Raw genomic sequence first — 24133 nt, 5'->3', positions numbered from 1 at the left:
CTCCTATTTTGGTTAGTAGTTTTGCTTGGAATTCAGCTGATGCCTCGAATTCGGAATTGGAAGGAATTGAAGCTATTTCGCCCTAGCAAAGAAAAAGTATACGAACATTGTTAAGTTATTTTACACATTGAGAAATATGATCTAAATCTATATTTTGTTCTAATTGGGGTAACGCCACATCCATCAACTTAAGGATTTTATAACCTCCAAAACTAAAAAAATGTACATTTTCTCGTTTTGGAGGTATTTGTATTTCTTCGCTGCTGATAATGAGACGTTATTTTAACTGATCATGTATACAATATACAACTAAAACCATACAACATATCACCTCTCTCAAATGGTAAAATAGGGAAAAAGGATATAATAAATAATGCCTTTAGAAACCACTATTTATCACATAGGAGTTACCGAAAAAAAGAGATGAAAAAGAAAAGAAAAAAATATAGTAAAAGGGGGGGCATAAGTGAAATATATTAATGGATTGTACATATCACTTATATTGATAATGTTCATTAATTTACTTGATATTACAATATTCGATAATAAATACTCAGGGATAACAATGTATATCTCTTCCGTTATATTTATAATTGGAAGCGCATTTTTCATAAATGCAAAACGGCTTAAAATTAGTGAGAAAAAATAAAACAAAAAAGTGATATTAAGTCCTCCAGTTAAATGAACTGCACCCCAATTGTTAGACACGACTAACAATTGGAGGTGCAGTTTTTTTATGGCTAAATTTTCTTCAAAAGAAAAAATACAAGCAGTAAAACGATATTTAGAAGGCCCAGAAGGCGGGACAAGCATTGCTAAATCTATAGGCGTGGATCAGCGGGTATTTTATCACTGGATTAGCCGATATGAATATTCCGGTGAAAAAGCTTTTGAAAAACGCTATACATCTTACTCTACGCAATTTAAACTAGACGTACTTAACTATATGATTGAAAATAGGACGTCTATCAGGGAAACAGCGGCAATTTTTAATATTCCATCTTATGAAACGGTTCGTAAATGGAAAGTAGCTTATGAAACAGAAGGATTGGATGCCCTACAACTTAAAGAAAAGAGGCATCCGTCTATGAATAATAAAAATCACAAAATAGTGAAAAAGCAATTACCAGTCGAAGGCTCCATTGAAGAACTCCAAGAGGAGTTAGAAAGGTTACGTATGGAGAATGCGTATTTAAAAAAGTTGAATGCCTTAGTTCAAAACAAACAGAAGTCACAAAAAAAGACAAAGCGCAAGTAGTTTATGAATTAAGGCATCAATTTCCGGTACAATCACTTTTAGTGCTTGCCAATATTCCACGTAGCACATATTATTATTGGTTAAAAAATGCCAAACGTCCGGATCCAGATGCAGATTTGAAAGTATTAATTCAAGCTGTTTATCATGAACATGAAGGCCGTTATGGTTATCGCCGTATTCGTGATGAACTTACTAATCGTGGACATAAAATAAATCACAAAAAGATACAACGCATTATGAAAGAATTAGGATTAAAGTGTTTGGTCCGTATGAAGAAATATCGCTCTTATAAAGGAACTGTTGGAAAGATTGCCCCTAATATTTTAGAACGTAATTTCAAAGCAGAAAGGCCAAACGAAAAATGGGTCACGGATATTACGGAGTTTAAATTATTTGGAGAGAAATTATATGTATCGCCAATGTTGGACTTGTTTAATGGTGAAATTATCACGTATACAATTGGTTCAAGGCCAACCTACGCCCTTGTTTCTAATATGTTAGACCAATCCTTTGAACGCTTAACAGATGAGGATGCCCTCCTTATTCATTCCGATCAAGGTTGGCACTATCAAATGAAAAAATACCGTGATTCTCTTCATAAACGTGGTATTACACAAAGTATGTCTCGGAAAGGGAACTGTTACGATAACGCAGTTATCGAAAATTTCTTTGGTATTATGAAATCTGAATTTTTATATCGAAAAGACTTTAAGAATATGGAACATTTTGAACAAGAACTAGCAAAATATATATCTTACTATAATCATAAGAGAATTAAGGCAAAATTAAAGGGTATGAGTCCGATACAATACCGGACCCACGCCCAAAACGCTGCCTAATGAAATAACCATGTCTAACTTTTAGGGGTCACTTCATAAACAAACTAGAGGACTTTTTAGACTCCTATTAAGTTAAAGATGATCTTAAGTATACTTCCAATAACGAAAATTATGTAAATATGCTATCTATTAGGCGTTTCAAACCTTACCATGTAGATCTCTAATACACCACAATAAAATATCATTATATTCTAAATATACAAGGAAGAGCAAACTCTTACTGTGAGAACTTGCCCTTTCTTTTTATGCTATTCATATGAGAGTGTGACTAGAAAATAAAAGTGAACTTAATGAAAGTCAAAAGGGGTATATATGGTAACGGCGAATAATAATATATATTTATTTCTGAATTTTCTAATAAAAAATAGGATGGAGGATGTAATATGATTCAATTTCCGAAAGAAAATGCTGAGCAATTTTTCAGGTCATATAGTATTAGTGATTTTACGGTGAGTGAAGATGAAAGAAGATTACTTTTCAATACAAACTTAAATGGGCATTTTAATTTATGGTCGATAGATTTACCTAATTTATACCCTTATCCCTTAACATATTGTAATCAACCAAGTAATTTTATTAAAATAGATCCCTCGAATAGATTTATTTTAGCTGGATTTGATAAAGATGGAGATGAAAACTATCATATTTATGCATTGAAACCAGTGGGTGGAGAATTGCTTGAGTTGATTCCGGCAGGAGAGAAAGAAAAAGATTATTATGTGCATTTAACAGCGGATGGAGAAAGACTATACTATGTCACAAGTAAAGATAACCCAAGGTTCTTAAACTCTCGTTGTTATAATATACGTACAAACGAAGATACTCTCCTGTTTACCGGTACAGAGACACCTACATATGTGGAGGCAGTGAGCCCGAATGAAACAAATTACATTGTCTTAAAGTCATATAGTAATACATATAATGTAGGATATGTGAAAAGTGGAGAAGAATTCATTTGTATAGTACCTTCCAGCGAGCTAGAGCACACCATAGCATCCGTTTGTTATGTCGATGAAAATACAGTGATTTTTGTTACAAATTATGAAGAGGAGTTTTCCTATGTAGCTTCTTTTGATTTGAATGAAAAGAAATTCAAGCCAATTTGCAAAATAGAAAGTGAAGACATATCTGATATAAAATGGCACCCAGGATCAGCAACTTGTTACATTGTTACTGCCAAAGGTGTAACCGATAAATTATATAGATTTGAATGGGGTAAGCAGGAATTAACTTTATTAGATACTCCAGTAGATACGATCAAACAAATTCATGTCGCTAAGTCTGGAAACTTATACTTATTGGGTGAGAGTGCGACGAAAACAGCGAATATCTACTGTAAGGAGTCTGATAGTACCGAATGGATAGCTTTGACTAGAAACCATGTAGTTGGGCTTTCAGAAGATACTCTTGTGGAGCCTGATGTTGTTACGTATTCTTCGTTTGATGGGTTAATCATAGAAGCATTGTTATTCCAAGCTAAAAAAGGAGTGCAAAATGGATATACTATATTCTGGCCTCATGGTGGTCCACAAAGTGCTGAGACGAAAAAGTTCAGAGCAATGTTTCAATATTTATTAGGGCAAGGTTATACTATTTTCGCTCCAAACTTTAGAGGTAGTACAAGGTATGGTTCAACATTTACGAAAATGATTGAAGGTGATTGGGGAGAAGCCCCTCGATTAGATTGTGTAGCAGGAATAGAATGGCTATTTAAGCAGGGTATTTCAACTCCTAATAAATTATTCGTTGTGGGCGGTAGTTATGGAGGGTATATGACTTTATTACTCTACGGGCGTCATTCAGAGTATTTCCGTGCAGCCGTAGATATTTTTGGCCCTAGTGATTTATTTAGTTTTATAGAATCTATGCCTGAGAATTGGAAGCCACTTGCAGTTAATTTAATTGGTGATGTTAAGAAAGACAAAGATAAGCTTAGAAAAGATTCGCCAATCACATATTTACATCAAATGAATAAACCGCTTCTTATCATACAAGGGGCAAATGACCCTCGAGTTGTAAAATCGGAGTCGGATCGAATTTTCCAAGCCCTTAAGGATAAAGCGGTGGATGTAGAATACCTTGTACTAGACGATGAGGGACATGGATTTTCAAAGAAAGAAAATGAGATACATGTATATCGTCGTATAATCAAATTTTTAGAAAAGCATAAATGAAGCAAATTCCAATTAATCTTGTATTGATTTGAAAAAGTGATAGTATCTGCTACAAGCCTTTTTAGGTTAGTTTTAAATTTTCATAAAAATAATTGTCAACTAAACTACTTAAGTCATAATAGATAAACGGTTGTGTTGCAAAGATTTCTAAGCGAAGTTAAAATGTAAGGAAAATGATTTGAGGAGCATCATGTATGGGCTATTTTAAAGGAAAACAATTCAAAAAAGATATTATTTTGGTAGCCGTTGGCTATTACTGTCGTTTTTCTTTAAGCTATCGTGATGTATCTGAAATCCTACGGGAACGAGGAATTTCCGTGCACCCTACAACAATCATGCGTTGGGTCCATGAATATGTCAATTTGATTTATCAAATCTGGAAAAGAAAAATAAAACTGCTCAATTATTATGGCATTTAGATGAAACCTATATCAAAGTCAAAGGAGAATGGCGATATCTATATCGTGCAGTGGATAACGATGGACATACGCTTGATTTTCGAATTCGTAAAACACGCGATCATCAAGCGGCTTATATGTTTATGAAACTACTCGTCAAAACCTTTGGAGAACCAACGGTTCTTACTACAGACAAGGCTCCCGCCTTACTGTGTGCGTTCAAAAAACTGAAAAAGAACGGCTTTTATGGAAGTACGAAACATTGTACCGTCAAGCACATCAATAACCGGATTGAACAAGATCATCGACATGTAAAGCGGCGCTTTGTCAAATCTTCTGGATTTCAAACTCTTCGCCATGCTTCACGTACCTTGAAAGGTATTGAAACCATCCATGCGCTATATAAACGAAAACGAAGTTTGTGCAGCAACCAAACTTCGTTTTTTCGACGTACAATGAACTACAGCAATTATTCATAACTGCTTAAACCATAACCTTATTTTGTAAACAAGTGTATGTTTTTTAACTTTGCAACACAACCTATTTTCTCAACAATAGATGGCAATTAAGGTAGTAATTTAAATGTCTTTAAGTTAATCAGCTGAATTTTTGTAGGAAGAATTCTTTTTTCATACCTTAATGCTCGATTAAAAAGGACATTACATTTATTTGGGTGCTTTAGTGTATTTGAATTTTGGACGCTAACAAATTTTGTTTAGGGACAAAATGAATTTTTCAGAATTAACAGAAAAAATAACGTGCAAAATTCCTATTGGTTATTTTAGTAGGTATCAAATATTTCTTTGGCCTTATTTTCTTGATATTACCGTACGTTTATATGTTTCTAAGGGAAAGAAATACTTTCATTTTTATTACCATCTATTGTTTGATTAAGATGGTAACATGAAATTGAAACGTTTACAACCAGAAAATAAAGAAAAAATAGTAAAATACGACTTTTTCCGACAAATTTTCTGTGTTTAAATGTAATATTTTTATAGGAAAAGGTGGAGGAAAACTTACCTTTTCCTATAAAATGTTTTGTAGTAATAATAGCCTAAAATTAAAATGAAATTCAATGAATTTGAGTCCAAAGTCATGAAAATCATTGATAAAATTATAATTGAATTTTTGAACCGTAAGAGTTTTAAAAGTATGGTCAAACTTTAGTCCACTTTGCGTTTCTTCCTTTTGTAACTAGCTTAATATGGCCAAACAATTGCAAGGAATTTAAAGCCTTACTGATTGTACTCTCTGCAATGTCTGGATAAGTGTTACGAATACTCTCCTTAGTAAAGGGTTGTTTTTGTTTAAGTATAAAATCCTGAATTCTCTCAACTTTAGTATGTTTACATATAGAATCTAGAACTGTGTTATGAAGATCTTTGTAAGCCTCTAATATAATTGTTAAAAACGTTTTTAACCAAAAGCTAATATTATGTTCCTCGCAGTACCAATTCACCGAAGATTTATAAATCGAATTGTAATAATCAGATTCATTTTTCTTAATATATTTATCCAAACATACATATTTTACAAATGTATGTCCGCTCTTAATTAACAACAATTGCATTAACATAAATGCCAGCCTGCCATTACCTTGATTGAAAGGGACTATGCAATAAAAATTTAATAAAAAACGAGCTATTAATAAAAGCGAATGTAGCCCTTTACTAGTATTTAATGAGTTGTATTGATCACATAATTGCTTCATAAACTGTGGAATAAGTTCATGCGGAAGAATGCGGTAACTATTCAAGTGCATTCCATGTTCTGGAATACCTGGAATAATAAAAGGTTTTTCACGCCATTTGGCACTGTCAGAGGTAATGTAATGTATTAGTTGAAAATGTAATTCCTGTATAGTTGCTGGATTGATTAATAAAGTACAGGAGTTTTTATGTACAAAAGAAAGTGTTTGATAATAACAAAAAATAGCATCTTCCGAAATATTTTGAGGTACTATATCATCTAAAATAAGTTCTTTTAATCTTTTATTAGGAACTTTTATATCCTCATAAATAGTTGTGAAATTTTTTATGTAATGTAGTGGTATAGTTCTTTCTAAACTATTAAATATGTCAGGGTTTTGTTCCTGATAAGCAGCTAATTTTCCTTTGAATTCGCTAATTTCACTTATTAAATTTATTAACCTCCTTTTTAATTCAATATTTTTATACTTATCATCAAAAAAGTCTCTCATTTTTGTTCCCCCTGTAACCCCTTAACACGTTGTTGCGTATATCTTTCCATTCTAAAGGTATTCCATGACATTATTGTAAAATAACGACATTTTTGTTCTGGTTTTTAATGTATTTCAGAATCTATATTTTTATTTAACAATTAAAATATAGAAATTATAAAGAAGAATCGTTAGGATTCAATTTTATTAGGCATAATCCTAACATCAATTGTACAAATGTACAATAAAAAAATGAAAAATATAAAACTATCAACTTTTTTGAAAGATTATTTAAAAGATTGTTAAGTAATTGTAGGTATAGGTGTGTTTTAGTTTAGGAGTAAATATTGAAGTGGTAATAAAGTTTTCATAGGTGAAAAAAAGTAGATAACCTATTAATTTGTGACAATTATGTGCCTAATCTATTATTTGATATTATGAGGATTTTAAAATTAAATCCTAACGAGCTTAATTTTCTGTATTTAGTATAAAGATAAGGGGAGGTATTTTGATGAAATGTATCATTAAATATAGAAATGTGTAACATTTAACACTTGTATTGTAAAATATTTTGACATACGCTAATTTAAATATTAGGTACAGGAACATTTAATAAAAACTCAGTACTAAAGTACCCTTTAAGCGTTTAACCCTAAAAACGTTTATATTTATATAAAACTCAAGCACACTGAAGTTTTTCTTTTGTTTCTGTGCCTTATTAGGTAAAAATAATATAATAAATTATTAGTATGAGATAGGGGAAAATGAATTGTAAGTTAATCCCTGAATTAACAATCTATTGATAATTAGTTTATGATAAGGAATTCCAGGGTAGAAGGTGGCTATTAACAAGGACTATAAAGTTAGGTTGGATATCTTAGGTATTTTATAGGTAATTAGGGTATAGTTTGACTTTGTAGGAGTATTTTATGAGCTTATTGTACCGCTTGTTTTAATTTGCCTCGTACTTTTAATTTATGAGTTTTAACATCTAGAAGCTAATCAATATATATTACATTAGTTATGTGGACCTTTATAGGAGTATATTTCTAAGATTAAAGGATTTGTGTGGATTAACCATGAGAATATAACAATAATATTTATTGTTTTTTTAGGGTTTAGAGACTATGTGTGAACTTAACCTTGGAAATGACGTATTTTTATGTTATATAACAGAAGTGGAAAGTCTGGAAGAAACTGATATTATCGGTTTCTTCCAGACTTTTTTACTTTAAAATTGTTTTTTTTACATGAGGTTAAATATAATTATTCGGTTTAATGTTTGAATTTTTCGTGAAATTAATCGAGGTTTTTATTCCTCTTTTAATACATAATGTTACAAAATAGAGTAATTGTATTTATTTTATTTTTATATGAGATTAAAAATAATAATAAATGTACCAAAAAATGAGTATTGTCTCTATATTTTAAACGTGTCAAAAATTTAGCCATGATTCCCTCACTTTCTATGTACCTTTTATAGTATGTTTAGTATGCATATATTAAGGGAAGATATCCTAATAACTAGAGAGATAACATCAGAATTACTCAATATAACAAAAATGTAATGTTAATGAAATGTAATTCCACCGATACTATAAATGAAAGTATATAAAATTAAAATGAATGGGAGTTAAAGAATTTTTATAATGAAAAAGGAGAAGTATTAATGCGAAATATATTAAGTGTAGAAAAAATTGAAAAATATTATGGTAATAAAGATAATGTAACAAAGGCTATAGATAATATTAGTTTTAAGGTAGATGAGGGAGAATTTGTTGGGATAATGGGGCCTTCAGGAAGTGGCAAAACTACATTACTTAACTGTATATCAACGATTGATAATGTTACTACGGGAAAAATAATAATAAATGATAGTGACATTACTCGGTTAAAATCAAAGTCACTAGATAAATTTAGACAAAATGAATTAGGGTTTGTGTTTCAGGACTTTAATTTATTAGATACCCTTACTGCTTATGAAAATATTGCTCTAGCGTTAACAATAAAAGGTGAGGAAAGTTCAAAAATTGATGGCAAAATACAAGCAGTTGCAAAATATTTAGACATTGAACAAGTATTAAGCAAATACCCTTATCAAATATCAGGCGGACAAAAACAAAGGGTTGCTTCGGCAAGAGCTATCGTAACAGATCCATCTTTAGTACTTGCAGATGAACCAACAGGATCGTTAGATTCTAGATCAGCTAGATTATTACTCGAAAGATTTGAAAGTCTAAATAAGGATTTAAAAGCTACAATACTTATGGTTACTCATGATGCATTTACAGCAAGCTATGCTCGTAGAATTCTATTTATTAATGACGGCAAAATATTTATCGAGTTGGTAAGAGGGAATGATTCCAGAAAAGAATTCTTCACTAAAATTATCGAAGTTATAACCCTTCTTGGAGGTGACGATAATAATGTACTCTAAGATTGCTATTGGTAATGTAAAGAAAAGTCTTAAAGATTATGCAATATATTTCTTAACACTAACACTGGCTGTTTGTATATTTTATAGCTTTAACTCGATTGAATCACAAAAGGCATTTATGGAAATTAACGCTTCAGATAGAAAGTATGTGCCTGCAATAATGAACGCTATCTCAGATGTGTCAGTATTTGTATCCGTAATATTAGGTGGTTTAATATTGTATGCAAATAATTTCTTAATCAAAAAACGTAAAAAAGAATTAGGAATATACATGACTTTAGGTATGGGAAGAAGAAACATATCTAGAATATTAGTAACAGAGACATTTCTAGTTGGTGTTATCTCTTTAGTGAGTGGGCTTATAATAGGTATTGGAATATCACAGGGATTATCTACATTTGCATTAAAGTTATTTGACTTGCCCATCAATAAATATAAATTTGCAATTTCAACGGGCGCTATAGGTAAAAGCGTAGTATACTTTGGAATCATGTTTTTGCTTGTTATGTTATTTAATGTATATGTTGTTTCAAAATATAAAATAATTGATATGTTAACAGCAGGTAGAAAAAACGAAGATGTAAAATTTAGAAATCCTCTTATCTATGTAATCACATTTATTATGTGTGTAGCATCACTTGGATATGCATATGTGACTGTATTAAAAATCGGATTGAATTATATGAATCCTATGCTCATGGTATCAATCATTCTTGGCATATTAGGTACATTTCTGTTTTTCTTTAGTTTATCTGGATTTATATTATATGTTGTAAAGAAGAATAAAAAAGTCTATTTTAAAGGGTTAAATATATTTATCATCAAACAAATAAATAGTAAGGTTAATACAAATTTTATATCCATGTCTGTAATCTGTTTAATGTTATTCATTACAATGGTGGCTTTATCTACAGGAATCAGCTTTAACCGAATGATGGACGCAACAATAAAAGAATCAACACCATTTGATGCCAGTATTATGTTGATGAATAGGGATGAAAGTTACACGATAGAAGACGTATTAAATAAATCAAATTTTAAACTAAGTAATAACGAAAAACATGTATCTTATAATGTATATTCAACAGAGATGAAAGTGGGGGACATTGTACCAGAAGCATTTAAAGATTATAGGGATAGCGGTGTGGAGTTCATTAAAGTATCTGATTATAATAAAATTTTAAATCTCAAAGGTGAAAAGAAAATTACTTTAAATAACAATGAAGTTTTACTTTTATCAAATATTAACCGGTTGGTTAATTCGATAAATGAAAGATTAAAAAATAGCAATAAGGTGAATATTAAAGAAAAAGAATATCTGGTAAAAAACGCTAAAGTTATACAAGAGAATCTTTACACTGCTGATACGCAACCTTATTTCTTCACAATCGTTATAAATGATGAGTTTGTATCAGACCACAAAATTAGTACATCCGTACTTAATGTAAATTATGTAGATGGAAATAGAGAAGAATATAATAAAAAATATGATAACGTTGCACGAGGCTTTTATGACGAAAATGGCCCGAAATTAAATATTGTATATATATCAGGCAAATCAAAGGATGAAGTTCGTGCAGGAAGTAAGGGATTGAAAACGATCATAATGTTTATTGGGATATATATAGGAATTGTATTTTTAATAACGAGTATGGCTGTATTAGCTCTTCAACAATTATCTGAAGCCAGTGATAGCATAGATCGATATAAATCTTTGAAGAGAATTGGTTCAAACGGAACCATGATTGACAAAACGATTTTTATTCAAACTTTCGTATACTTTAGTCTTCCAGTTATTCTTGCCCTAATTCATTCTGTAGTTGGAATTTATATTGTTAATAATTTTATTAACGCAATTCAACAAACAGACATTATTTTACCAGCATTGATGACTGGCTTAGTATTCCTTGTAGTTTATGTAATATATTTCTACACGACATATGTCGGGTATAAAAATATTGTAAAAAGTAATACTTGATTTTATAATGTTCATTAAGGCTATTACACCTTGTTTCTCAAGATGTAATAGCCTTATATTCTGTATAGGGAGGGAAAAGTGATGAAAAAAATCATTCTGATTGAAGATGATGAAATCATCAGAGAAGAATTACAACATTTTTTTATAAAGTATGGATATGAAGTAAAGGCTCCCACAGATTTTAATCATATTATCGAATATATAGAAAGTGAGAATGCAGACCTTATATTACTAGACATAAATCTTCCTGTGTTCGATGGCTATTATATATGCAGAGAAATACGTAAAACTTCAGATGTTCCAATCATCATGGTTACAAGCAGAAATAGTGATGTAGATGAACTAATAAGTATGAATTTAGGAGCAGATGATTTTATAACAAAGCCTTATAATACAGAAATACTATTAGCAAGAGTAACAAACATTTTAAGAAGAACATCTGGAGATTTCAAGACGAATCATATCTTAATTTATAAAGATTTTAATTTAAATCTTTCAAATGCAACAGTTACTTATCAAGACAAGTCTGTAGAGTTAACTAAAAATGAAGTTAAAATACTCTCATGTTTAATAAATAATCGCGGAAATATTGTAAAAAGAGATTCACTCATTGAAACTTTATGGAAATCTGATTATTTTGTGGATGATAGCACCTTAACTGTTAATATAAATAGATTAAGAAAAAAGCTTGAAGAGATAGGTATAGAAAATCCAATTGCAACAAGAAGAAGCTTAGGGTATATAATGCCATGAATATAGGTGAATTTATTAAAGATAAAATGGTAGTAATACTATTTAATGTACTGGTATTTATTATACTAGCAGGTATATTGCTGACTGTGAATGTTCCATTCATTATCATATTCTTTGTCTTTTGTATTTGGTTTTTTCCATTGATTTCATATATGGCTATAGAATTTATAAGATGTAAAATTTATTATAATGAGATTAACGGCATATTAGAAAACTTGGAGAAAAAATACTTACTTCCAGAGGTAGTAAAGGAAGCAAACTTTATACATGGGGAAAAGCTTAACGCTATACTGAAAGAAGTAAGTAGAGATATGCATGAAAATGTAAAGTATTATAGAGATATGCAATTGGATTACAGAGAATATATAGAAACATGGGTGCATGAAATTAAGACACCAATAGCTTCTACAAAGCTTATAATTGAAAATAATCAAAATGAAGTAACGAATAAAATTGACTCTCAAATGGATCGAATTGAGGGGTTTGTTGAACAGGTTCTGTATTATTCTCGAAGCTCTAACGTGAATAAAGACTATATGATAAAGCCAATCAACCTTGATAATGTAGTAAGGAATGTAATTAAAAGAAACTATAGGGATTTTATTCATAAGAGAATAAAATTAGATATACAGGATATTGATGAGATTGTATATAGTGATGGAAAATGGATTGAATTTATTATTAATCAAATAATAGGAAATTCTATAAAGTACTCAAATAACAAAGAACAAATGATACGTATATACACAATTAAGAAAACTAACTCAGTAATACTAACTATAGAGGATAATGGAGTAGGGATAGTAACTAAAGATATAAATAGAGTTTTTGAGAAAGGGTTTACTGGAGAGAATGGAAGAAGATTTAGCAAAAGTACAGGAATGGGCTTGTATCTTTGCGAAAAATTGTGTTCAAAATTAGGATTGAAAATTGGCATTGAATCTGAAGTGAATAAAGGAACTAGAGTTACATTAATATTTCCTTTATCAGGTATGGTGATTTTTGAGTCTTATTTATAAAAGAAATGCTGCATCTTCCCACGAATTTCATATGAAACTTATAAACAAATGCAAAACGGTATGAAAAGAGTAGAAATTCTCTTCATACCGTTTGTATTATTTATCCATTTAACATATTGATATATTTAATTGTGAATCGAATGGATGTTAATCTGAAGTAGTCATTACTATTTTTGATGGCCACTAATACTTAACGCAAGATTTGATTCGGTTGCTACACAGACCTCGTTAGCGAGAATATGTACACTACATAAAACAGTAAAGTAAGTATCCGATCCCTTTGCGTACAAGGAATTGTATATTCTGTGTCTAAAATATGTCCAAACGTACAATTTTCTTTTTTTGATATGGTGCCCCCATCGCGATCAAGCTAAAATTTTATAGCACCCCTAGAACTAAATTTTGTACTAACTTGTAACAAAAAAGCTCATTTTTTCGTTTTGGGGTGAATTTTGAATTCTTAAGTTGTGATGGGCATGTGGCAATACCCCAGACACAAGTTGGAGACATTTTAACCCGTTCCCAGTACGCTTAGGAACTGGTTATTTCTTTTACTGCTTTTTTTATAGAATTTTTGTATCATAACGGTCTTTAATTATTGAAATTTGTTTTTAAATTTAATTCCAAACATAATCATCTGTTAACGTGATAAGTTCTCATCCAAGTGAAGATATATGTTGTAAATATTCTTCTGGAATGTCCACTCCTTTAGTGCGCAAAGAATTTACTGCACGTTATATGTATACGGTGACCTCAAGTAATTGTGTATATAAAAATTTATAAAATGTAAAAAGACATGAAAATAGGAACTAATTTTATAGTCTAAAATACGGAATTACCTACAGCAACATTTCATTTAGAACCCATATTTTTGTCTCAATATGCAGACAAGAATATGGGTACTTTTTAAAAACAACAAAACAGGAAACTAAATTTGATATAATCGATAAATTTAAATATACGAGTTAAATGAGTTCTAAATAAGAAATTATTAGCTTTTATCAAAAAAACCATAAAAATTATAAAAACCTCTATCTATAGATAGAGGGCATTCAAAAAAATCATCTTTCAGATAGATGTTCTAAAATAGTATGGATGTTACAATCCTCCAGTAAGTAAGCAAATAAACAATAAATTTATACTTTATGGAGGTTTTAATTTGAATACTCAAGCTTGGATAATGATTGGTGCATTTTTAACAATTATATTATTAACACAAATCGGAAGAAAAGTATTTACAACCACAAAGGCTGTATTGCCATTTATTCTTTGTGGTATAAGTGTTTATTTATTCGTCGAGGAAATACCTACCTCAGGTTCAAATATGACCGCACTCATAATCATGACAATGGTCGGCATGATCATGGGAGGGCTAATGCTTTTTACAGTGAAAGTAGAATATGGTTCTGACAATAAAGCGTACGTAACTGCTGGTATTCCTTATTTATGTTTATGGATTATTGGACTTGGATGGCGTGTCGTATTAGCTTATGTAGCGACAGACTGGTATCCACAACAATTTATAGATTTCATGGTATCGAATCACTTGGACTTTAATGTTATAGCCCCTGCTTTCGTATTTTTTACAATTGCGATGGTAGTTATTCGTACTATTGGAATTGTGATTAGGATACAAAGATATAGAAAAAATCAAAAACAAATTAAAGAAATAGGTTAAGAAAAACAACTTCTTTTGCATAATGAAGTAGGTAAAACAAACACACTATAATAACTACTTCATTATTCTTTTAATTTCAGATTCTAGATGATATGCATTAAAGGAATTTAACTCAACTATGAACTATTATAATTGGGAGCTGTAAATTTCCAGCCTTTAAATCAAGAAATGGGTATTCATCTATAGCTAAAAAATATAGAAACTAAACAGTAAGGTTGGGAGGGAATAAGTACATGGAAAAAGTATTTTTAAAAATTATTGATAGTCATGCAGGAAATGCGATAGGAATCATCTTAATATGTGTATTTTTTTATCAAGGTTTCGCACCTCATGGTACCTTTGCAATATGGGTTTGTAGCCTTTTTGTAACAATTTATCTATGGATGTTGTATTCACCAAAATCTTGGTGGAATGCAAGGAAGTACGCTTTATTTACGAGTATATTAATAAGCATATCATGTGTATTATATTTTTCTCATCCTAATTTTCCAAATTATGCGTTATGGCCACTCATAGTTTTTCTTGCCGCTGCAGAACCAAAGTGGGCACGAGTAACGACAATTTTAGCTGCTATAACGGGGATAGTTATTATTCTATTTATATATGCGAACACGTTTCCTTATCAAGAAACATTAATTATTATTGGCCTCTTTGTCTCGATCCGAAGTACATCCAAGCTAAGAGACGCATATCAAAAAAATCAAAAACAACTAAAAGAATTAGACGAAGCACATGCTGAACTACAAGAAACAACGGTATTTTCTATGCGATATGCAGCTTTTACGGAAAGAACAAAATTAGCAAGAGAGATTCATGATGGACTTGGACATCAAATGACCTCACTTATTATTCAATTACAGGTTCTTAAAATTATCTTAAGGAAAAATCCTGCTGCTGCCCATGATCATGTTGAAGAACTTTTAAAGGTGGCACGTAAAGGAATGGAAGAAATCCGCGTCGCTGTTAAGGAATGGACAAGTGATGAAAAAGATCTCGGGCTTACTTCATTAAAAGGATTGATTTCACAGGTTCAAGCGAATTCTTTATTACAAATTGAGTTCATTCAAGCTGGAAATATAACAGAGTGGACGATGGAGGAAAGTACAATTCTGTATCGCATTCTACAAGAGTCTTTAACGAATGTATTACGACATTCTAATGCAGACTTTGTTATTGTAAACGTAACAGAAATAGACGGAGTAGTAAAACTCACAATTGATGATAATGGTATATATACAGGGGATAAGCCATTAAAATATGGTTTTGGACTAAATGGTATGATAAAACGCTGTCAATCAGTTGGAGGTAATTGTTCCTTTTTTCTAAACGAACCAAAAGGACTTCGAGTTGAAGCCACTATTCCAATTCAGAAAAATGGAGGAGAAGTATGACAGAAAAGATTCGTATTGTGCTAGCTGATGATGAACCCTTTGTTCGAAAAGGCCTATGCTATATTATTGAAATGCAAGATGACATGGAGATAGTTGGGGAATGTAAAGATGGTAAGGAAGCAATTAAAGTGGCTTTAGAAACTGCACCAGATATGGTAATTATGGACATTCAAATGCCTGATTTATCAGGCATTATGGCTACTAAAAACATTATGAGTATACTACCAAACACAAAGGTTGTCCTATTAACAACATTTGATGTACAGCAATATGTCTTAGATGGTATTCGAGCGGGTGCAGTGGGTTATATATTAAAAGATACTGAAACGGAGGAAATGCTAGATAGTATTCGATCTATGAATAGAGGTGCAATGATTTATAATAGCACGACAGCAAATCAAGCTTTTTCACAATTTATAAAACATGATTATAATTTTGCTGGCGAAGAACTAGAATATACGGAAACTCTAACTAAGCGGGAGATTGATGTTTTACAATTATTAGCTTATGGAAAACAAAACCATGAAATAGCTAAAATCCTTTATGTTTCCGAAGGAACAGTTAAAACTCATATCCACAATATTCTTCAAAAACTAGATGTAACAGATCGTACACAAGCAGCTGTAATGGCAATTCGAAAAAAAATTGTAAAGTGAAATCTGCACTGGGAGCCTGTCTGATGGGGCTTTATCGGCTTAAAAAGAAAAAATATTAAGAGCGGATCATGTCTTTCTCAAAATGGGAAGGGGTTTGCTGTGCAACATGAATTTCATTGAATTAAGTGTAGGAGGAATTCGGATGGATGAAGTACCAAAAAATAAAAATAAAAACCTGTTGTTATTGATTTATCTTAGTTTAGGATTGAATCTCATCACAGCTCCATTAGCATTATTTATAGGCGGGATGGCAACAGACCCTCCAGACAGTACTCAACTTGATTTTTTGAAAGGGTTTCTCTTCATTCAAGCAATACCACTTTTTATACTGTTTATATTTTTGGCATGGTACTCTATCCGTAAGAGTAAATATGCTTATGCTGGAATAGCCTTTTTTTTGTCTGTTATCATACTAGGTACCCCTATTGTTTGGATATATGATATGTATAATTCTTTCGCTAAGAAGGTCTTTTTAATACCTGATGGTTACAAAGGATGTGTGGGTGTCCTTCATAACATCAAGGATGCACCACCCCTAAAAATTGAAGATAAGAAAATTATATATCAAGTAACTAAAGATGGACTATTGAAAACATCATCGAATGAAAGGATTGGTAGGGAAAGTGACCTTGATTCTGGGTGGAATAATGTAAAATTCTATTATGTAGACAAAAGCGGAAACCAAGTTAAGAGGTTAGAAAAAGGCAAAGATGTTCACAATATATCAGTAGCATCGCAAGCGGGATTGACATATTCGCAATTCTTTATAGGAACAAAGAAAGAAGCAGAAAAACATCCACAATTCTCAATGTGTTTTAACGAAAAACAACAACTACAAATTGAGCATAAGTAAGTCATTTATTCATATGGATGATTAGGAGGAAGCATCTACGGTAGCCCCAAGTCGAGTATAATCCTTTATTAATGTGTTTTATACATCCAATCATATTTAATGGAGTGGTTTTGAAAGATGGAACTTCCGCTAAAGAAAATGATGTAAATAAGTTGTCCAAATGGGCAGCTTATTATTTGTTTTTGGGTTACTTCAATATCTAAGCTAAATGTCTATGTAGCAGAACTAAAAAAAGACGCCATAAGGCGCCCCCAACTTAGGTTAATGAGGTTTTAGTTTTCCGATCTAAAGAAATATTGTATCAGCTCACAAAGAGAGTATATCCTAACATCCAAGAGAAATAATATGCATTCTTACATATCGAAATAAATCTTGTATTCTTGCACTGACGGACCAGAAATAGCAAGATGTGAAGCAAATAAGCGCTGTAAAAATATCAAGTCTAGGATGTACTTACTTGCAAGCAAACCCAAAAAATAATACATACATTACCATAGAAGCGATTAATTTCTGATATGACATGTTTTAATATCAAAAAAGCCATCACGCAATGATGATTGCATGATGGCTTTTGTTGTTTTCTCATTTCTTGGTCTCATTGACCCATGTAGCGATGTCTCGGATGACATACGCAGGAACATTGGAAGGGACTTCGTATTCACTAGGGTGACTTAATTCCCCGTCGCCCTCCGTGAAGAAGTGATTCAATTTCGGATATTCTTTGAAATGAACATTACTGCGGCTTGAAAGCCCTTCTTGCCATTTCGTAAACTCGTCTTTTACTGTTACTTGATAATCACGTGCGCCTTGCAGAATCAGTAATGGCTCTTTTCGTGATTTCGCTTCCTCAACTGGCCGCCAACGAGTCACATCATACATGAAATGTGGAGAAAGATAATTATAACCAGCTGGTGGGTGATCCGGATCAAAAGTAGGGTCCTCAATGTAAGCGAATTGTTTTTTTATTTCATCAATATATTCCTTAGGTGCCCCGAGGTACTGATACTGATCAAGGAGCATGTCAGTAAAAGGACGCGCAGGTGGTGCCATTAAAATACTTCCTCTCACAAGTGATGCAGGTGCTCTGCTTAATATACGCGGCATTGTGCCAGCTCCTTGACTATGTCCGAGAATGAAAATGTTAGCAGGGTCAATGCCTTCCTGTTGTGCTGCCGATTTAGCTGCATATATGGCATCATCCGTAGTATCACGGTCTAAGGTAGCAGGTTCTGCACTCATTTTAAAACCGTGTTCTAAGGAACGCTTCTCGTAACGTAACACTGCGATACCGCTTGATGAAAGACCAGCTGCAAGGTCTCTAAAGATTTTAGCTCCCAAAAATGTACTATCACGATCATGCGGACCAGAACCGTGAACAAGAACAACAACAGGCACTTTTTCGCCAGCTTTATGTTTTGGAACCGTTAATGTGGCTGGTAAAGGGTATGTAGCATTTCCAATGACGATTTCGCGTTCTTGATAGGAATCAGGTTGGTCGTAGCTAGGATGCGGGATGGTATAAGATTTCTCGGGCGTCGTTCTTACTCCAACTTCATCTACTTTGCCGCCAGGCGTGAATTTAAGGAGTAGTGGAATAGTAGTTCCTTCGATAGCTCCTTGAATTTCAACCGTTTGATGGACCAAGTTTCGTTCTTTTATAACAGGCGTTCCCATGCTTGTAATCCTGCTCCCGCCACTTTGTGTCCACCAGCTTTGTAATATATTTGCCGTAAACCTGGATTGAAAAGCTGCAGACGTCAATTGAAGTGCCTCTGCATATTTACCTTGCTGGAGATATTCAAAAAATAAAGACGTACGCTCCGTTAAAGAGACTTGTTTCTTTTCTGCAGTTTGTGTCCCTTGTGTATCCGCGTGAATAGTTGTTGTAAGCGGAAAAGAAGAAACTCCTAAAGATAAGAGTAGGGTAAAAGAAAGTGCTGATTTTTGTAACTTCTTTTTTTTCATCCTGTTTAACCTCCAAAATGTAATGGTATGAAATAGGGATGGTAATTAGTGGAATGTGTCCCTATTGTGGTTTCGGTACATGTAAGGGGGAATCCTGCGTACATATCATAAAAAGTAAACTTGATAGAGTGGAGGAGTTTTGCGATGGTTCAATACATAAATCAGTGCTAAATCATAGAAATCGATCGTTTTTCCAACAATGATTCCAATCCCGTTATGATGTAGGAGAAGAAATACAAGTAGAGAGGGAGGAGGCATACGATGAAGAAATTTTTGTGGTTCATTTCTACATTGTGCATGTTTTTAGGATTGGTAACAGGGTGTAGTAGCAAAGATGACAATGGGATATCCATTACAAGAAATGTAGCGGAGATAGACCAGCGGAAAGGAAGCGAAACAAAACAAAATAAAACTGAACAGGATAGTTATGAGGCAGCATCCGTACCTATAAAAAAAGAAGAGGATACGGGTAAACTGAAGCATCCAGAATAGGTCAAACAGGTGATGAAGCCAGTACCTGGGGAGAGTAAGAAACAAAATGCAAATAGGATCATCAAAGCTACGATACTGGAACATATCGACGGCGATACGCTTCGCGTGAAGTTAGCAAACGGTAATGTAGAAGTTTACCTAAATAACAACTGTATATGCCGAATGTGTATATATAAGAAATGAGTAAAGAATGTAATATGCAATCCCATCTAATTATCGTGTGTATGACAATTAGGTGTTTTTTTTTGTATATAAAGAGTCTATTGATTACATTACGAATATGTTAAAGAAACTACACAATTGAGCCTAGAAGTATTTCACCATTTAAACTGTAGGGATTTTCCTACGGTTTTATTTGCGTGTTCCTGAATTCATATTGTGTGATGAAAAAGGAGTAAGTAATAAAAATAGTTAAATATTGCTTGTTGAAAGCGTAATTTGTAACACATACGATTAAAGCATATGAGAGTTAGCTTTATATAATCTTGATATAACATTCACTTTGTCTTTCTATAAATATGATTTTATCTAAATATGAACAAATTACACTCTCCTTAGAAAGCATCGAGGAGAGATTAGTATGAACCTATTTAGAAAAACAACATTTTGTGTATTTACACTATCGGTATTTAATACAGGTATTGGTATGTCCCCTGGTGATAGTCCTATATTTAATAAATTACAACCTGCCGTATTACAAGAAGAGGGTGCAAAATCGGAAGTAGAATATGTGAGGGATGTATCTGCAGTGCCAGAAAAGGTTGTTGAAAATGAAAATGTACCTGTAGAACAAGAGAAAGAGATAGTAAGGCCATTGGATGTGCCGCTTATTTTACAAAAGCCAGAATTGATGCGTGGTTGTGAAGTGACCAGTCTTGCAATGATATTACAGTTTTCAGGTGTACAAGTCGATAAGATGGCATTAGCTTCGAAAATAAAGCATGTACCATTTCAAAGAAATGGTTTAAAGGGAAATATGCATAAAGGGTTTATCGGGAATATGGCTACTTTTGATAAACCTGGATTAGGTGTTTATGTAGAACCGATATTAGAATTGGCGAGGTTATATGTATCAGAAGAAAAAGTGAAGGATCTCAGTCACAAAGATCCTCAGCGAATATATGAAGCTATAGATCAAGGACTCCCTGTATGGGTATTAACAAATGCCCGTTTTAAACAGTTACCTGATAATCAATTTGATACATGGAAAACAGATGCAGGGGAAATGAAAGTGACATATCAACAACATAGTGTTGTTGTGACAGATTATGATGACCAATATGTATACATTAACGATCCGTTAAAGACGGAGAAACATATAGCAATCAATCGAAATGAATTTGAACAAGCATGGATTCAAATGGGAAGGCAGGCTATGACCATTTCGATGTAGATAAATGTAGATTGGATGAGAAATGAAATGAAAAAAGTGTTGATCATTGAAGATGAGAAAATTATACGAGAGGCAGTAGCACAGTATTTCTCGCATGATGGATATGAAGTACTAACAGCAGAGGATGGCCAAGTTGGACTCGAAATGTTTGCTTCACATGAGGATATCAATTTAATCATATTAGATATTATGCTCCCTGTTATGGATGGATGGTCCGTTTGTAGACGGATTCGTAAGAACTCTATGGTTCCTATTATTTTATTAACAGCTCGAAGCGATGAGGATGATACATTACTGGGGTTTGAACTAGGAGCAGATGACTATGTAACGAAACCATTTAAACCTTCGATATTATTAGCGCGAGCAAATCGCTTATACAAAGAAACAAATCAAATTGTACAATTCCAGAACTGCATTGATTTATGTGGTATTCGTTTAGATAAATCGGCACGTACTGTTTCGATAAATGAACAAAAGGTTGAGTTTACACATACAGAGTATGAAATTTTATTTTCTTTAATGCAGCATAAGGATCAAGTATTAACAAGGGAAACGTTGATTACGAACATTTGGGGATATGATTATGATGGAGATGATAAAACATTAACGGCACATATGCGTAATGTACGCGTGAAGCTTGGAGAGAAAGCAAGACATATTACAACTGTCGTACGGACGGGGTATAAGTTTGAGGTAGATAGATAATGAGAAAGAAAATTGTATTTCAATTATTTTCCCTTACTTTTTTACTTTGCTGCATGATCATCGCTGTTATATTTTTTGGCCAAATGTATGTGACGAAATACTTGTATATTGATAAGGAAAAAGAAAGTGTTCAAAAACAATTACACCAGTATGAAAAGTACTATGAATCTCATTTACAAGAAGAGAAGGAAATGCAAAACATAGAAGAGAAGTTTGCAAACCAGCATGGCATTTTGATTGCAAGGCTAGATAAAGAAGCAAATATTAAAATGTTGCCATCAGGGGATTATTATTTGAAAGTCGTAGATAGAAATGACCCTACAAAAACTTCTAAAGTTGTGTTTAATAATTTTGTTAATGCAAAAGAACATTTGGGTTCGAATTTTAGTATTATTATTACGGATTTCATTAATAAATTATCTAATGTGGCTCTCTTGGATGTAGCTAGTAAGGATGTAAGTAAGGATATAGTTACCCCAATGAGTATGAGACCGAAAGGATATGATACCAGGTTTGATGTTTCAACATATCATCAGATTTTGAAAAAATCGCATGATGGTACGAAAAAGGGACATCAATTGATAATACTTGATGGGCGGTATGCACTCTATTATTTAGAAGGTGTTGTCAAAGAAATAAATATGCCCAATTATGCAGACCCCGACGCTGTAAATACAATGTATAACAATGATATTTTTGCGAAACAAATTTTAAATTTTCAAGCCGATTGGATTACAGATAAAGTGAAATTGGAGGATAGTAGTTGGACACAAAAAGAAATTCTTATTAATGGAATACAATATATTGAAACGATAAAACCAATTATTAAAAATGGTCAAGTGCAAGAAATTGTATATACATTATCTTCTTTACAACCACTTACCAAAGCAAGCGATTTAATGAGTGATTATTATATATATATCGTTGCATTTGTGTTAGTTCTATCGCTTATTGTGTCTTTCTATTATTCAAGAATCATTACGAAACCACTATTGAAAATAAATGAAGCGACAAAAAAAATTATGGAATTTGATTTTCAAGATCAGCTATCCATAAAATCGAAAAATGAAATAGGGGAACTGTCCTCCAATATTAATCAGCTTTCAGCAAGAATGGAAGGATATATTAATCAATTGAAAGGTGACCTAGAAAAAGAGAAGCAATTAGAACAGACAAGAAAAGATTTTATTGCTGGTGTTTCACATGAATTGAAAACACCACTGAGTGTGATGCAGGTATCGGCATCTATGCTTCAGGACGGGATTGCACCTGAAATGAATCAATATTACTGGGAAGCGTTAGAAAAAGAAATAGAGAAAATGAATGTGTTAATTGATGAAATGCTTAATTTGGCAAAATATGAATCTGGCACGTATCAAATACAGATGGAGCAAGTTCCTATTGGAAGTTTGATACATCAGGTTCAAAATGACCTTTATGTTCAGATACATGAAAAGTCACTGCAAATCAAAACTAATATAGATGAAGTGTATGTAAAAGGGAAAGCCAATTTATTGGAACAAGTGATAAGAAATCTGTTTACAAATGCAATTCGCTATACAGATGCGGGACAAACCATTGTGATTGAGGTAAAAGATGAAATAGATGGCGTATATATAGGGTTTGAAAATAAAGGTTCACATATTGCGGAAGAAAATATAGAGAAAATATGGGATCAATTTTATAGAGTGGATAAATCTAGACAACGAGTTTGTGGGGGCACGGGCCTTGGCCTATCGATTGTAAAAAATATATTTGAATTACATGATGCAGAGTACGGTGTAACCAATACAGAGGATGGCGTATTGTTCTACTTCCGTTTAGATAAATGGGATACAAAATTGTAAGGTGTATCAGAAGTGTTATAGATCTTACTGATATGTTAAAGGGGAAATTCTTATAGATTATTTTGGAAAAAGGTACGAAGTCAAATTTATGACTTCGTACCTTTTTCCTTCACTT

17 protein-coding genes and 2 pseudogenes are annotated in these 24133 nt (G+C 32.4%); 17 read left to right on the top strand and 2 right to left on the bottom strand.

All coding sequences use genetic code 11. From position 1 onward, the window contains the following. Window positions 1-3: 3 nt before the first annotated feature. From ACP6L7_RS34045 to ACP6L7_RS34025, 5 genes and pseudogenes are all read left to right on the top strand, one after another. Window positions 4-108, top strand: a pseudogene (locus ACP6L7_RS34045) (Tn3 family transposase); the annotation flags it as partial. 358 nt (window positions 109-466) lie between these two features. Next, a complete protein-coding gene (locus ACP6L7_RS34040; protein ID WP_071745310.1) occupies window positions 467-649 on the top strand; it encodes a hypothetical protein in 183 nt (60 codons plus the stop codon). An 87-nt stretch (window positions 650-736) separates the two neighbouring features. Continuing rightward, window positions 737-2097, top strand: a protein-coding gene (locus ACP6L7_RS34035) for an IS3 family transposase (protein WP_430528870.1) whose coding sequence is annotated in 2 segments (ribosomal slippage) — window positions 737-1193 and window positions 1193-2097 — 1362 coding nt in all. Because the reading frame shifts where the segments join, the coding sequence is not laid out codon by codon here. Window positions 2098-2480: 383 nt separating this feature from the next. Beyond that, entirely contained in the window at window positions 2481-4271 is a 1791-nt protein-coding gene (locus tag ACP6L7_RS34030; RefSeq protein ID WP_430529741.1) for a S9 family peptidase, read from the top strand. Between the two features lie 194 nt (window positions 4272-4465). Then, window positions 4466-5156: pseudogene (locus ACP6L7_RS34025) on the top strand (IS6 family transposase). A 672-nt stretch (window positions 5157-5828) separates the two neighbouring features. On the opposite strand, the gene ACP6L7_RS34020 reads toward ACP6L7_RS34025, so the two are convergent. After that, on the bottom strand, window positions 5829-6872 hold the full coding sequence (locus ACP6L7_RS34020; RefSeq protein ID WP_430529740.1) for a Fic family protein: 1044 nt from the start codon (window positions 6870-6872) through the stop codon (window positions 5829-5831). Window positions 6873-8520: 1648 nt separating this feature from the next. Between ACP6L7_RS34020 and ACP6L7_RS34015 the strand changes: the two genes are divergently transcribed. The 8 genes from ACP6L7_RS34015 (at window position 8521) to ACP6L7_RS33980 (ending at window position 17616) form a co-directional block, all read left to right on the top strand. Further along, window positions 8521-9288: an ABC transporter ATP-binding protein gene (locus ACP6L7_RS34015; RefSeq protein ID WP_097831862.1), complete on the top strand. Its 768-nt coding sequence runs from the start codon at window positions 8521-8523 to the stop codon at window positions 9286-9288. Further along, complete coding sequence (locus ACP6L7_RS34010; RefSeq protein WP_097831861.1) at window positions 9278-11266, top strand: FtsX-like permease family protein; 1989 nt, start codon at window positions 9278-9280, stop codon at window positions 11264-11266. Before ACP6L7_RS34015 ends, ACP6L7_RS34010 begins: the two co-directional genes overlap by 11 nt. Window positions 11267-11347: 81 nt before the next feature. Continuing rightward, entirely contained in the window at window positions 11348-12019 is a 672-nt protein-coding gene (locus ACP6L7_RS34005) for a response regulator transcription factor (RefSeq protein WP_097831860.1), read from the top strand. Further along, a complete protein-coding gene (locus tag ACP6L7_RS34000) occupies window positions 12016-13038 on the top strand; it encodes a sensor histidine kinase (RefSeq protein ID WP_097831859.1) in 1023 nt (340 codons plus the stop codon). Before ACP6L7_RS34005 ends, ACP6L7_RS34000 begins: the two co-directional genes overlap by 4 nt. 1159 nt (window positions 13039-14197) lie before the next feature. Then, window positions 14198-14716 carry a hypothetical protein gene (locus tag ACP6L7_RS33995; protein ID WP_430529739.1) on the top strand — a complete coding sequence of 173 codons (519 nt, stop codon included), beginning with the start codon at window positions 14198-14200 and terminating at the stop codon, window positions 14714-14716. Window positions 14717-14949: 233 nt separating this feature from the next. Then, window positions 14950-16107 carry a sensor histidine kinase gene (locus tag ACP6L7_RS33990; RefSeq protein WP_098519660.1) on the top strand — a complete coding sequence of 386 codons (1158 nt, stop codon included), beginning with the start codon at window positions 14950-14952 and terminating at the stop codon, window positions 16105-16107. Continuing rightward, window positions 16104-16763 carry a response regulator gene (locus ACP6L7_RS33985; protein WP_098361741.1) on the top strand — a complete coding sequence of 220 codons (660 nt, stop codon included), beginning with the start codon at window positions 16104-16106 and terminating at the stop codon, window positions 16761-16763. The genes ACP6L7_RS33990 and ACP6L7_RS33985 overlap by 4 nt, the downstream gene beginning before the upstream one ends. Before the next feature lie 142 nt (window positions 16764-16905). Then, complete coding sequence (locus tag ACP6L7_RS33980; RefSeq protein WP_097831070.1) at window positions 16906-17616, top strand: DUF6843 domain-containing protein; 711 nt, start codon at window positions 16906-16908, stop codon at window positions 17614-17616. A 582-nt stretch (window positions 17617-18198) separates the two neighbouring features. Here ACP6L7_RS33980 and ACP6L7_RS33975 read toward each other — a convergent pair. Further along, window positions 18199-19581, bottom strand: coding sequence for an alpha/beta hydrolase family protein (locus tag ACP6L7_RS33975; protein ID WP_141533405.1), 1383 nt, complete (start codon window positions 19579-19581; stop codon window positions 18199-18201). A gap of 261 nt (window positions 19582-19842) precedes the next feature. Between ACP6L7_RS33975 and ACP6L7_RS33970 the strand changes: the two genes are divergently transcribed. The 4 genes from ACP6L7_RS33970 (at window position 19843) to ACP6L7_RS33955 (ending at window position 24018) form a co-directional block, all read left to right on the top strand. Further along, entirely contained in the window at window positions 19843-20073 is a 231-nt protein-coding gene (locus tag ACP6L7_RS33970; RefSeq protein WP_098361742.1) for a hypothetical protein, read from the top strand. 580 nt (window positions 20074-20653) lie between these two features. Next, window positions 20654-21466 (top strand): C39 family peptidase, encoded by an 813-nt coding sequence (locus ACP6L7_RS33965; RefSeq protein ID WP_430529738.1) that lies wholly within the window; start codon window positions 20654-20656, stop codon window positions 21464-21466. Window positions 21467-21493: 27 nt separating this feature from the next. Further along, window positions 21494-22171 carry a response regulator transcription factor gene (locus tag ACP6L7_RS33960; RefSeq protein ID WP_430529737.1) on the top strand — a complete coding sequence of 226 codons (678 nt, stop codon included), beginning with the start codon at window positions 21494-21496 and terminating at the stop codon, window positions 22169-22171. Next, window positions 22171-24018 carry a sensor histidine kinase gene (locus tag ACP6L7_RS33955; RefSeq protein WP_430529736.1) on the top strand — a complete coding sequence of 616 codons (1848 nt, stop codon included), beginning with the start codon at window positions 22171-22173 and terminating at the stop codon, window positions 24016-24018. The genes ACP6L7_RS33960 and ACP6L7_RS33955 overlap by 1 nt, the downstream gene beginning before the upstream one ends. The last annotated feature ends 115 nt before the right edge of the window (window positions 24019-24133 follow it).

Source organism: Bacillus silvicola (genome assembly GCF_050524305.1).
GTDB lineage: Bacteria > Bacillota > Bacilli > Bacillales > Bacillaceae_G > Bacillus_A > Bacillus_A cereus_AT.
Note: the sequence above shows the minus strand (reverse complement) of the source record. Positions and strands in the feature narration are given on the sequence as shown.